Raw genomic sequence first — 13,323 nt, 5'->3', positions numbered from 1 at the left:
CACCGCAACACCGGGGCCACCCATGGACGAGTCACCCACAGCAACAGGGGCCACTCCCGATACGCTCGACGACCGGCGCCCGCCGGCCGTCCTCGAAGCGGTCGGCGAATTGATGCCGCTGTTGTATGAGGAATTGCGGCGCAGTGCCCACCGCGAGCGCCGTCGCCTGTCCGGTGGCGACACCCTGGCCACCACGGCCCTGGTCAGCGAACTGTATGTGCGTCTGGCCAGCTCGCCCGGCTTCAGCACCCGCGGCCACTTCCTCGCGGTGGCGGCGATCGCGATGCGGCGCATCCTGGTCGAACGGGTGCGCACGCAGATGTGCCTCAAGCGCGGCGGCGACCAGCGGCGCGTGCCGCTGAACGACGAAAGCGACATCGCGATCCCCAACGCCGAGCAGGTGCTGGCCGTCAACGATGCGCTGCAGGGCCTGGCGCAACGCTCGCCGCGGCTGGCCGAGATCGTCGAATGCCGCTTCTTCGCCGGCTACAACGAACGCGAGACCGCCGAAGCGCTCGGCCTGTCCGAGCGCACCGTGCAACGCGACTGGGCCACCGCCCGCGCCTGGCTGCAGCGCGAACTGGGCTAGCAGCCCAGCCGCTGACCGGCGGTGGTCTTCTCCGCCAACAGCCACGTCGCGGTGATCGGCTGAAAGAGCCATGGCTCGACCTCCGATGGCACGCCACCACCCCGCGTTCGGCCGATGCCCTCTGGCAATGGCGGCTTTTCCCTGCGCATCACGACTACCCCGTGAAGCCGTGTCGCGATGACAACGGTCGAATCCAGCCGGGGGAATCGTCATGTCACGTCCATTCATTCAAGCAAAAGCTGTTTCATCCACGCCGCTGCGCCGCCATGGCATGGCACTGGCCCTGTTGCTGGCGCTGGGCGCACCGCTGTCCGCCTTTGCTGCCGACACGCCCTGTGTCAAACCGGACGGGACGCCGATGACCCCAAGTCCCGGCACCAATGTGGGCGCGGAGAACAGCCTCTTCGACAACACGACCTGCACCACCACGTCCAGCGCCTTTGGCAGGAACAACAACGCCAGCGCCAGCAACAGCGGTGCATTTGGAAATGGCAACACCGCCCGCGGTGGTTACAGCAACGCCTTCGGATTCGTCAACCAGGCCTATGGCGACTCCAGCAGTGCATTCGGGTACTACAACCGGGCCTATGGCAATGACAGCAGTGCATTCGGGATGGAAAACGAAGTCCAGGGCAACCAAAGCAGTGCGTTCGGGTACGGCAACTTCACCTATGACGTCTACAACAGTGCGGTCGGATACAGAAACATGACCCGGGGCCAAGGCAGTAGTGCGTTCGGGAACAGCAACAACACCAACGGTGACCGCAACACGGCAGTCGGGCTCGGCAACAACACCGCTGGCGTTGAAAGCAGCGCCTTCGGCTTCGGCAACGCGGCCTCAGGCACAGGAAGTACCGCGGCTGGCAACCGAAGCACGGCCTGGGGCATCCAAAGTCTTGCCATCGGCGGCGGTATCGGCACGATGCCAAACGAGCCCGACCTGGACCTGGATGGCGACGGCTGGGCCGAAGCCTATTCGGCGGGGACCACCGCCGACGGCGATTACGCCGTTGCCGTGGGCAACGGCGTGCGTGCCTCCGGCATCAGGTCATCGGCCTTTGGCATCAACAACACTGCCGCGGGTTCCAACAGCAGTGCGCTGGGCAGGAACAATCGAGCCATTGGTGACTACAGCACGGCCATCGGAGAATCCAATGCCGCCTCTGGTCCTCAGAGCAGCGCCTTTGGCAACGGCAGCCAGGCAGTTGGTGTAGCAAGCACAGCGGCCGGTAACCGAAGCACGGCGTGGGGTGAAGGCAGCCTCGCCATCGGCGGCTGGTTCGATGCGAATGGTGACGGCTACATCGAGTTCGATGTGGATCTTGATGGCGATGGCATGGCTGACGCCTATTCGGAAACGGCCGTTGCCGTCGGCAACCACGCCGTTGCCGTCGGCAACGACGCGCGTGCCTCCGGCGACAAGTCCCTGGCCGTCGGCATCAACAACCGGGCCAGTGGCAACAGCAGCAGCGCACTCGGCAACTTCACCATGGCGCAAGGCGCCTACAGCGCGGCGATCGGCACCGGCGGTGCGGCCGTGGGTGATGGTGCCACGGCGGTGGGCGGTGGTGGTGCCTATGCCCCGCCATCGACCGACGCATCACATCGGGTCACCTCGATTGGCGGACGCCAATTCGTCTATGACGGCAGCGGCAAGCTGGTCAGCATCGGTGGCATGGCGGTCGTGGTCGGCGCGGCTTATGACCCCACCGATGCCAACAGCCTCTACGACAACCTCGTCAGCATCGACGGCGTGACCCTGACAGCCGAACAACGCGAGGCCGCCGTCAAGGCGCTGATCTGGGGCGGCCCGCTGGCGCTGGGTGAGCGTTCGTTGGCGCTGGGCACGTCGGCTGCCGCCACCGGCAATCAATCGTCTGCCATCGGCAGCGGTGCCCTGGCCAGCGCCGACAACGCCGTCGCGCTGGGTGCCGGCTCCATCGCCGACCGCGCCAATACGGTCTCGGTCGGCTCAGCCGGCAACGAACGGCAGATCGCCAACGTCAAGGCGGCCAGCATGGGCACCGACGCGGTCAACCTGTCGCAGTTGTACTCGCTCGCCACCGCACTGGGTGGCGGCGCCAGCTACGCCGGCGGCGTGTTCACCGTGCCGAGCTATGCGATCCAGGGCAGCAACTACAACGACGTCGGCGCCGCCTTCGCCGCCGTCGACACCAAACTCACCGCACTCGACACCCGGATCGACACCGTCGTCAGTATGCCCGGCATCAAGGGCGACAAGGGCGATACCGGCGCTCAAGGCGCACCCGGTGCCGATGGCAGAGACGGTGTTGACGGCAGAGACGGTGTTGACGGCATCAATGGCATCGACGGCAAGGACGGTGCTGACGGCAAGGACGGCATCAACGGCACCAATGGCGTCGACGGCAAGGATGGCGCTGACGGCATCGCCGGGGCTGATGGCAAGGACGGCATCAACGGCACCAATGGCATCGACGGCAAGGATGGTGCTGACGGCATTGCCGGGGCTGATGGCAAGGACGGCATCAACGGCACTAACGGCGTCGACGGCAAGGATGGTGCTGACGGCAAGGACGGTGCTGACGGCATTGCCGGGGCTGATGGCAAGGACGGCACCAATGGCCTCAATGGCGTCGATGGCAAGGACGGTATTGACGGCATCAACGGCACTAATGGCGCCGATGGCAAAGATGGTGCCAACGGCCTCGCCGGGGCTGATGGCAAGGACGGCACCAATGGCCTCAACGGCGCCGATGGCAAAGACGGCAAAGACGGCAAAGACGGCAAAGACGGTGTTGACGGTATCAACGGCACTAATGGCGTCGACGGCAAAGATGGTGCTAACGGCCTCGCCGGGGCTGATGGCAAGGATGGGGCGATCGGCCCGCAAGGTCCCAAGGGCGACACCGGCGATACGGGTGCGCAAGGTCCGGCTGGCATCGACGGCAAGGATGGCATCGACGGCCTGGCCGGCGCCGACGGCGCCATCGGCCCCCAGGGGCCCAAGGGCGATACCGGTCCGGAAGGCCCGAAAGGTCCCGCCGGCAGCGGTGGCAGCGGATCGGTCGACGAGATGCATGTCTACGTCGACGAGCAGACCCAGGCCGCCATCGAAGCTGCGAACAGCTATGCGAGCCAGGTCAACCAGCAAGCCCTCGGCGCGGCCAACGCCTATACCGACCGGCGCTTTGCCACCTTTGGCGCGGACCTCGACCAGTTGCGCGACCAGGTCAACCAGCGCTTCCGCCTGCAGGATCGCCGGATCGATCGGATAGGTGCCAGCGGCGCGGCGTATGCCGGCCTGGCAGCCAATACCTCCGGCCTGGCCGGCGCCAACAACCTGGGCGTGGGCGTCGGCTCACAAGGTGGCCAGCAGGCCTTGGCGGTGGGCTATCGGCGGGCTATCGGCAACCGCGCCAGCATCTCGTTCTCCGGCGCCATCGCCGGCAGCGAGCACAGCGCGTCGGCCGGCGTCGGCTTCAGCTGGTAACGACGACAACGCATGCGAACGGGCATGGCGCGTTGAAGCTCGACGTCCACCACGTGGCGGTTTTGCCACCTCGATGACGATTACCCGGGTAACACATCGAGCAAGGCGCGCAGGAAACCCGCATGAATTCGTCTCTCGTGATGGTCGCTCTGGTTCTCCTGTCGGGCTTCGCGCTACTGTCCCGCCGGCTGCGGCAGGCCCGTGCGGGGCGCATGCCGGCATGGGTGTTCATGCTGGCGGCGTGCGTGCCGGGGTTGATCCTCGGGGCGGTGGCGACCGGCGCCAGCAGCTTTTACGAGCCGTCGTGGAAACCGATCGCGCCGCTGATCTGCGATGGCCGGATCGAGAACCTGTCGCGCACGTCCTCCTACCAGGCACCGATGTCGCGTGCCCACGAGGCCGGCCTGACCACGGTGTCGACAATGCTCTACTGCGTGGATGCCAGCGGTGACCGGCAGGCGGTCCCCGGCCGTTTCATGGCCGTCTCGACACTGGTCTATGCCGGCGCATTCAGCCTTCCGCTGCTGTGGCTGTTCACCCGGCGGCGGAGTTCCCCGACCCGTACCGGCAGCCCGCTGGTGGCGTCCACCCGCAACACCTCGACCACCAGCCGCACTGCCGATGCCGACGTCGCCGACAAGGTGCGGCAGCTGGCGCAGCGGCTGGCGGGATCATCGCCGCGCAGCGACGCCATCAACACCTTCGTCACCGTCAACGGCCGCGCCGTCGATCCCGCTGTCGCCGAAAAAGTACGGCAACTGGCACTGCGACTGGTCGGATCACCCACGCGCAACGACGCCAGCGACATCGCCCGCGACATGCTCGAAAAGGCCGGTATCGCACCGGCCGGCAATGAGCTCGACGCCCGCCTGCGCCAATTGAAACATCTGTACGACCGGCGACTGATCACCGATGCCGAATACGCGGCCCGGAAAGCCGACTTGCTGTCGCAGCTGTAACCGCCGGCGCACGCCCGCGCCACGTCACCCATGCTCGCCGGATACCGCCGTGGACAACACCATCGCTGTCCTCTCCGTCCTCTTCACCCTGCTGACTTTCCTGGCGTCGTTTCTCGCACCGGTGATCGTCATCGCGCTGATTTTCCGGAAGCTGCGACCACGCCTTGCGCCGGCCTCGGCGACCGCGCCGGCGGCAGCCACGCCAAAGCGCCGCAGTCCCTGGCGCTGGGTGGGGTTGGTACCGCTGGTCGGCATCAGCCTGTTCACCGGCCTGATGATCACCAGCATCGGCGGCGCGCTGCATCCGCAACTGACCAACATCGCGGCGCCGATGGCCTGCAGCGGTGGCCAGTTCAACATCGCTTCGAGCCAGTATTCCTACAAGCCGGGCCAGCATGGCGTGACGCACCGGATGACCTGTACGGACCCCGTCACCGGCGAACGCAGCGATGTCACTTTCCGCGTGCTGGGGTGGAGCACCCTGATCTTCTCCGGCATCGTGTTCGTGCCGTTGCTGATCCTCGGCTTGCTGTTGATGAAATTCTTGCGCCGTGCATTCGCCGCGATGAAATCGTCGTCGCCAGCCGGCATTTCCGGCGACTATGCGGGTGACCTTCGGCAGGCGTTCGACAACGCCATCAAGCGCCAGGCCGGCAGCCATCGCGACACCGACAACCGCGACGTTGAAGACAGCCTGCGCGAGCTGAAGCGCCTGCGCGACAACGGGCTGATCGACGACGCGGATTTCGCCGCACGCAAGACCGCCATCCTGGCGCGCCTGTGAGTGCCACCATGAAAAGCCTGAGCATCGTGCTGTTGCTGTTTCTCGCCTGGGCCGCGCTGGACAAACCTGCGCAATCCCTTCCCACCACCGGAACTCCTTCCATGACCGCCACCCGACTGGCCGCCGGCCCGATGCACAGCCTGATCCTGTTTGCCGACGGCAACCTGTGGGCGATGGGCAACGGCAACGACGGCCAACTGTGCGACGGCAACACCACCACGCAGCGAAAACCGATACCGGTGATGAGCTACGTGAAACGGATCGCCGCCGGCGAACGCCACAGCCTGGTGCTGAAAACCGACGGCGTCCTGTGGGCCTGCGGCGACAACGAATACGGCCAGATCGGCGACGGCAGTACGAACGACGCCACCGCGCCGGTGCAGGTGATGACCAGCGTCGGCACCATCGCCGCCGGCAAGAGCCACAGCCTGATCGTGCGCACCGACGGCAGCCTGTGGGCCGTCGGCAACAACACCCGCGGCCAGCTCGGCACCGGCGATGAAGAGCACCGCCGCACGCCGGTGAAAATCATGGACGGCGTGCAGGCCGTCGCCGCGGGCGAGCAGCACAGCCTGATCCTCAAGCTCGATGGCAGCGCGTGGGCGACCGGCTCCAACTTCAACGGCCAGCTCGGCAGCGGCGATACCCGCAACCGCGACGTGCCGGTGCAGGTCATGGACCACGTCAAGGCGATCGCCGCCGGCGGCGCGCACAGCCTGTTCCTGCGCGACGACGGCAGCGTGTGGGCCACCGGCTTCGACGGTGCCGGCCAGCTCGGTGACGGCGACAACATCAACCGCAACGTGCCGGTGCAAGTGCTGGACAACGTGCGCGCGATTGCCGCTGGCGCCTTCCACAGCCTGTTCCTGCGCGACGACGATACCCTCTGGACCGCCGGCAACAACGCCCAGGGCCAGCTCGGCACCGGCACCCGTCAGCACCGCAACCGGCCCACCCAGGTACTCGACCGCGTCGCCGGCATGGCCGGCGGCGGTTATCACACCCTGGCGATCCGCGACGACGGCAGCGTCGTCGTCACCGGCAGCAACGGCTCCGGCCAGATCGGCCTGGGCCAGGGCGTCAGTGACGTGGATGCGTTTCAGGCAATGGTGTGGTGACGGGTGAGAAGTGAGTGATGAGAAATGAGGGAAAGCCTCGATCGACACCCCCGCGAAGCCTTCAGCCTTCTCTCGCTCGGTAGTCCCCCCGCTCCTGGCTGCGGTCAAAGGTGGAGCCAAGCGGCGAGTGCCGGTTTCTGCATTGGCGTGATGCCACCGAGCGCCATATTCGGATGCTCGTGGTTGTACGCCCGGAGCCGGCGGGCGGCGCGGTCCCGCATCTGGTCGATGGAGTCGAACAGGATGCGGGCCAACCTGGCGTAGCGCACGGTTCGGTTGTAGCGCTCCACCTGCGCGTTCTGCCGCGGCTTGCCCGGCTGGATGTGGCCGATCCGGATGCCGTGACGCTCAGCCCAGGTCAGCCGTGCACCGCTGATGTACTCCGGGTCGTTGTCGCAGCGGATCGCCCTGGGTCTGCCGCGCCATTCGATGATCCGCCCCAGCGCCCGGATCACCCGACCCGCGGGCAGCGAGCACAGCGCGTCAGCCGGCGTCGGCTTCAGCTGGCAACGCGGGGAACGGAACCGTCGGTGCACGACACCGAATCGTGCAGCGGCGGAACGCCGTTTCGCGGAGCCGTGCTGCAGAGCGTGCTCGACGCGTTGCGACGCGAAGCCGGGCGACGTGCCATCCGCATCGCCACCCACGGTCCCTGCATGACCGCGTCACGCTGTTCCGCCCGCGCGGTTGATCCGGCTCAGGCAGCAGCGACGCCAGCCGCGCCGCCTAGGCCACCTTGGCCAGCGACTCCTCGTGCAGCGGTTTGGGCATGGCCTTCGGCGCGGCGATCGGGCACTGGTTGGTGCGGTCGAACAGTTCGCGCACCCATTCGATGAAGGCCTGCACGCGAGCCGACAGGTGCTTCTTCTGCGGGTAGACGATCCACACCGGCTTGCCGGTGGAACGGGTGTCGGTCATCACCAGTTCGAGCAGGCCCTTGTCGAGCAGGCAGGCGGCCATCATGCGCGGCAGCTGGGTGATGCCGAGGCCGGCCGCCACCGCCTGCAGCACCGATTCGCCGTCGTTGATCAGCAGGTGCGCGTCAATGTCGACCTCGAGCGGGCCGCCGGGCGTGTCGAACTGCCATAGCCGCGGGCGACCGTTCGGGTAGACGTAGTTGATGCAGCGGTGCTGCTTGAGCTCCTCGATGCTGCGCGGGGCGCCGTATTTGCGCAGGTATTCCGGCGAGGCGCACACCACGTTGCTGAGGTAGCCGATCTTGCGCGCGATCAGGCTGGAATCCTCCAACTGGCCCACGCGGATCGCGCAGTCCAGGCCCTCGCCGTTGAGGTCGGCCGGCGAATCGCTCATCGACAGCTCCAGCCGGATGTCCGGGTAGCGCTGCTCGAACTCGGTCAGCCGCGGGATCACCGCCGCGCGCCCCACCGACAGCGAGATGCCCACCCGCAACTTGCCGGTGGGCTTGCTGTTGGCGTAGTTGAGCGCCTCGGTGGCTTCGGCCAGGTCGGCAAGAATCTCCTTGCAGCGCGCGTGGAACGCGGCGCCGTCGTCGGTCAAGCGCAGGGAGCGCGTGGAGCGGAACAGTAGCCGCGCACCGAGCCCGGTTTCCAAGCGGGCCACCGCGCGACTGACTCCCGAAGGGGTCATACCCAGTTGGCTGGCCGCGGCCGCGAAGCTGCCGGCCTCGACCACGCGGACGAAGGTCGAAATGGCGGAAAAGTCTTCCATAGCCTCAATTCCTCGGCGATTCGTGACGGCGGCTCACGAGTGTAATGCGCAAGAACCGGGTTTTCTATACCGACAAGTACACCTATTCTCTCGGCCCTCGCCGGGGTCGTTCGCCCGGCCCACGAGATGTCGGGAGTCCCCCATGAAAAAACAATGGATGCTGATACCGCTGGTCGCCGCCGGTGCACTGGGCAGTTGGCTGCTGCTGCACGGCAACGACAGCCGCGCGCAGAGTCCCGTCGCCGCGGCGGCGCCGCCGGAGGTCACCGTGGCGCAGGCGCTGACCCGCAAGGTCAGCGACAGCGCCGAGTTCACCGGTCGGCTGCAGGCGGTCAACACGGTGCAGGTGCAGCCGCGCGTCGGCGGCTTCGTGGAATCGGTGCACTTCCAGGAAGGCGCGCTGGTGCACAAGGGCGATGTGCTGTTCCAGCTCGACGCCCGCCCGTACCAGGCCGAGGTCGACCGGCTGGTCGCCAACCAGGCACAGGCGAAGGCCGAGCTGAACCTGGCGCAGACCAACCAGCGCCGCGCCGAGATGCTGCTGGCCCAGCACGCGATCGCCAAGCAGGAAGCCGACCGCCAGGACACCACCGCGCAAAGCGCGCGGGCCCAGCTTGGTGCGGCCACTGCCGCATTGGCCGCGGCGCGGCTGAACCTGGACTTCACCCGCGTGCGTTCGCCGATCGACGGCCGCGTCAGCAACGCCCGCGTCACTCCCGGCAACCTGGTCACCAGCAACGACGTGCTGACCAGCGTGGTCTCGGTCAACCCGGTCTATGTCTATTTCGACGTGGACGAGCAGACCTGGCTCAAGCTCGACCACCTGCGCGCCGACGCGAAGCAGGCCGGCCGCAACGCGCGGATCGAGGCCGCGATGGGCCTGGCCGACGAGACGGGCTACCCGCATGAAGGCCGCCTCGACTTCGTCGACAACCAGTTGCACACCGGCTCCGGCACGATGCGCCTGCGCGCGGTGTTCGACAACGCCGACGGCCTGTACACGCCCGGCCTGTACGCCCGCGTGCAGCTGCAGAGCGGCCAGGCCCGCCCGCGCGTGCTGGTCGACGACCGCGCGATCGGCACCGACCTCGGCAACCAGTTCGTCTACGTGGTCGACAAGGAGCACAAGGTGCAATACCGCAAGGTCGACACCGGTGCCTTGTTCCACGGCCTGCGCGTGATCGACAGCGGCCTGGCGCCGACCGACTTGGTGGTGGTGAACGGTCTGCAGCGCGTGCGCCCCGGGGTCGAGGTGAATCCGCAGAAGGTGGCCATGAGCTACCGGCTGGACGCGACCGACAAGGCGCTGGTCGAGCGCGGCGATGCACCGAACGCCGATTCGCGCACCGCGCAGGCCAACACGGCGAGCCCAAAGACCCCGCAAGGCTGACCACACTCTCCCTCTCCCTGCCGTGCAGGGGGAGGAGCAAAGAAGACCGAGGCCGCGCAGCGGCTTCGTCGAGGATCTTTTGCATGAAAAACATCGCCCAATTCTTCGTCGACCGGCCGATCATGGCCGCCGTGCTGTCGCTGCTGTTCGTGATCACCGGCTCCATCGCGGTGTTCCAGCTGCCGATCAGCGAATACCCGGAAGTGGTGCCGCCCACCGTGGTGGTGCACGCCAGCTATCCCGGTGCCAACCCGAAAGTGATCGCGCAAACCGTCGCCACGCCGCTGGAGGAACAGATCAACGGCGCCGAAGGCATGCTGTACACCTCCTCGCAGGCCACCAGCGACGGCAGCCTGACGCTGACCGTGACGTTCGCGCTGGGCACCGATCTCGACAACGCCCAGGTCGACGTGCAGAACCGCGTGGCGCAGGCCCTGCCGAAACTGCCGGAGGAAGTGCAGCGGCTCGGCGTGACCACGCAGAAGAGTTCGCCCGACCTGACCATGGTCGTGCATCTCACCTCGCCCGATCAGCGCTACGACATGCTGTACCTGTCGAACTACGCGCGATTGCACGTGAAGGACGTGCTGGGGCGGCTCAATGGCATCGGCGACGTGCAGATCTTCGGTGCCGGCGAATACTCGATGCGGGTGTGGCTGGACCCGCAGAAGCTGGCGCAGCGCTCGCTCACCACCGGCGACGTGATCAACGCGATCCGCGAGCAGAACGTGCAGGTCGCCGCCGGCGCGCTGAATGCGCCGCCCGGCCCGAGCAACAATGCGTTCCAGCTCAACATCAACACCCGCGGCCGACTGGTCAGCGAGGACGATTTCCGCAACATCATCGTGCGCACCGATGCGAACGGCGGCGTGACGCATCTGGGCGATGTCGCCAAGGTCGACCTCGGCTCGAACAACTACGCGCTGCGCAGCCTGCTCGACAACAAGCCGGCGGTGGCGCTGCCGATCTTCGCGCGGCCCGGCTCCAACGCGATCCAGATCTCCGACGAAGTGCGCGCCACGATGGCGCAGCTGAAGCAGGATTTCCCGCAAGGCGTCGACTATTCGATCGTGTACGACCCGACCGTGTTCGTGCGCGGCTCGATCGAGGCGGTGGCGCACACGCTGCTGGAGGCGATCCTGCTGGTGGTGCTGGTGGTGATCCTGTTCCTGCAGACCTGGCGCGCCTCGATCATCCCGCTGGTGGCGGTGCCGGTGTCGCTGATCGGCACCTTCGCGGTGATGCACCTGGCCGGCTTCTCGCTCAATGCCTTGAGCCTGTTCGGACTGGTGCTGGCGATCGGCATCGTGGTCGATGACGCGATCGTGGTGGTGGAGAACGTCGAGCGGCATATCGAACTGGGCGAGTCGCCACGCAACGCCACACGCAAGGCGATGCACGAAGTCACCGGCCCGATCGTGGCGACCGCGCTGGTGCTGTGCGCGGTGTTCATCCCGACCGCCTTCGTCAGCGGCCTCACCGGCCAGTTCTACCGCCAGTTCGCGTTGACCATCGCGATCTCCACGGTGATCTCCGCGTTCAATTCGCTGACCCTGAGCCCGGCGCTGGCCGCCGTGCTGCTGAAGCCGCATGACGCGCCGAAGGACCGCCTCACCCGCGGCATCGACCGTGCGTTCGGCTGGCTGTTCCGTCCGTTCAACCGGATGTTCCATCGCGGTTCGGAGCGCTACGTGGGCGGCGTCAAGCGCATCGTCGGCAAGGGCAAGCTGGCGCTGGTGGTCTATGCCGGCCTGATCGCGCTGACCTGGTTCGGCTTCTCGCATGTGCCGACCGGTTTCGTGCCGGGGCAGGACAAGCAGTACCTGGTGGCGTTCGCCCAGCTGCCCGACGCGGCGTCACTCGATCGTTCGGACGACGTCATCCGGCGCATGAGCGCAATCGCGCTGAAGCAGCCGGGCGTGGAACATGCGGTCGCGTTCCCCGGCCTGTCGATCAACGGTTTCACCAACTCGACCAATTCCGGCATCGTGTTCGTCACGCTGAAGCCGTTCGAGGATCGGCGCAGCGCGGATCTTTCCGCCGGTGCGATCGCCGGTGCACTGAACCAGAAGTTCGGCGCGATCCAGGACGCCTACATCGCCGTGTTCCCGCCGCCGCCGGTCATGGGGTTGGGCACGATCGGCGGGTTCCGCATGCAGATCGAGGATCGCAGCGATCGCGGTTTCGACGAGCTGTACAAGCAGACCCAGAACCTGATCGCCGCCAGCCGCAAAGACCCTGCACTGGCTGGGCTGTTCTCCAGCTTCCAGGTCAGCGTGCCGCAGGTGGATGCCGACGTGAACCGCGAGAAGGCCAAGGCCGAGGGCGTGAACCTGGGCGACGTCTACCAGACCATGCAGGCCTACATGGGCTCGCTCTACGTCAACGACTTCAACCGCTTCGGGCGTACCTACCAGGTGAACGTGTCGGCCGACCCGGCGTTCCGCCACACGCCCGAGGACATCCTGCAACTGAAGACGCGCAACGCGCAGGGCCAGATGGTGCCGCTGGGCTCGTTCGTCACCGTGCAGCACGGTGCCGGCCCGGACCGCGTGCAGCACTACAACGGCTATCCGACCGCCGAGATCAATGGCGGCCCGGCGCCCGGCTTCAGTTCCGGCCAGGCGCAGGCGGCCATGGAAAAGCTGGCCAAGGACAACCTGCCCAATGGCATGAGCTTCGAGTGGACCGAGCTGACCTACCAGCAGATCCTCGCCGGCAATACCGCGATCCTGGTGTTCCCGCTGTGCGTGCTGCTGGTGTTCCTGGTGCTGTCGTCGCTGTACGAGAGCTGGTCGCTGCCGCTGGCGGTGATCCTGATCGTGCCGATGGTGCTGTTGTCCGCGATCGCCGGCGTGTGGCTGTCCGGTGGCGACAACAACATCTTCACCCAGATCGGATTGATCGTCTTGGTCGGACTGGCGTGCAAGAACGCGATCCTGATCGTGGAGTTCGCCCGCGAACGCCAGCATGAAGGCATGGCGCGTCACGAGGCGGTGCTGGAAGCGGCGAAGCTGCGCCTGCGGCCGATCCTGATGACGTCGTTCGCCTTCATCATGGGCGTGGTGCCACTGGTGACTTCGCACGGTGCCGGTGCCGAGATGCGCCATGCGATGGGTGTGGCGGTGTTCTCCGGCATGCTCGGCGTGACCATCTTCGGGCTGATCTACACACCGCTGTTCTACGTATTGATTCGCGCCCTGGTCGAGCGCCGCGAGGCGCGCGCGGCCGAACGCGCCGCCGCGCATGCGCTGCCGGCGCTGGAGAATCACTGATGAAGATGTTCACGACCATGTCCGGGCTCGCCGCGCAAGGCTCCCGT

The 13,323-nt window shown here is 66.7% G+C and carries 8 protein-coding genes and 1 pseudogene; 7 read left to right on the top strand and 2 right to left on the bottom strand.

Features of this window, described 5'->3' with window-relative positions; translation table 11 throughout:
• Nucleotides 1–22: 22 nt before the first annotated feature.
• The 5 genes from ACVCL3_RS11500 (at nt 23) to ACVCL3_RS11480 (ending at nt 6,922) form a co-directional block, all read left to right on the top strand.
• A complete protein-coding gene (locus tag ACVCL3_RS11500; RefSeq protein ID WP_447101352.1) occupies nt 23–589 on the top strand; it encodes an ECF-type sigma factor in 567 nt (188 codons plus the stop codon).
• Nucleotides 590–800: 211 nt separating this feature from the next.
• On the top strand, nt 801–4,061 hold the full coding sequence (locus tag ACVCL3_RS11495) for a YadA-like family protein (protein WP_447101351.1): 3,261 nt from the start codon (nt 801–803) through the stop codon (nt 4,059–4,061).
• Nucleotides 4,062–4,183: 122 nt separating this feature from the next.
• Nucleotides 4,184–5,020, top strand: a complete 837-nt coding sequence (locus ACVCL3_RS11490) for an SHOCT domain-containing protein (protein WP_447101350.1) — start codon at nt 4,184–4,186, stop codon at nt 5,018–5,020.
• Nucleotides 4,974–5,804, top strand: a complete 831-nt coding sequence (locus ACVCL3_RS11485; protein ID WP_447101349.1) for an SHOCT domain-containing protein — start codon at nt 4,974–4,976, stop codon at nt 5,802–5,804. Before ACVCL3_RS11490 ends, ACVCL3_RS11485 begins: the two co-directional genes overlap by 47 nt.
• A gap of 8 nt (nt 5,805–5,812) precedes the next feature.
• Nucleotides 5,813–6,922, top strand: coding sequence for an RCC1 domain-containing protein (locus ACVCL3_RS11480; protein ID WP_447101348.1), 1,110 nt, complete (start codon nt 5,813–5,815; stop codon nt 6,920–6,922).
• Nucleotides 6,923–7,026: 104 nt separating this feature from the next.
• On the opposite strand, the pseudogene ACVCL3_RS11475 reads toward ACVCL3_RS11480, so the two are convergent.
• Both ACVCL3_RS11475 and ACVCL3_RS11470 read right to left on the bottom strand, forming a co-directional pair.
• A pseudogene (locus ACVCL3_RS11475) lies at nt 7,027–7,395 on the bottom strand (integrase core domain-containing protein); the annotation flags it as partial.
• Between the two features lie 253 nt (nt 7,396–7,648).
• Complete coding sequence (locus tag ACVCL3_RS11470) at nt 7,649–8,611, bottom strand: LysR family transcriptional regulator (RefSeq protein WP_447101347.1); 963 nt, start codon at nt 8,609–8,611, stop codon at nt 7,649–7,651.
• Between the two features lie 142 nt (nt 8,612–8,753).
• Between ACVCL3_RS11470 and ACVCL3_RS11465 the strand changes: the two genes are divergently transcribed.
• Both ACVCL3_RS11465 and ACVCL3_RS11460 read left to right on the top strand, forming a co-directional pair.
• Nucleotides 8,754–10,001, top strand: a complete 1,248-nt coding sequence (locus ACVCL3_RS11465) for an efflux RND transporter periplasmic adaptor subunit (protein ID WP_447101346.1) — start codon at nt 8,754–8,756, stop codon at nt 9,999–10,001.
• An 83-nt stretch (nt 10,002–10,084) separates the two neighbouring features.
• Complete coding sequence (locus ACVCL3_RS11460) at nt 10,085–13,276, top strand: efflux RND transporter permease subunit (protein ID WP_447101345.1); 3,192 nt, start codon at nt 10,085–10,087, stop codon at nt 13,274–13,276.
• Nucleotides 13,277–13,323 lie beyond the last annotated feature (47 nt).

Source organism: Rhodanobacter sp. UC4437_H4 (genome assembly GCF_052978425.1).
The sequence above is the reverse complement of the archived record's forward strand: the minus strand, read 5'-3'. Positions and strand labels throughout refer to the sequence as shown.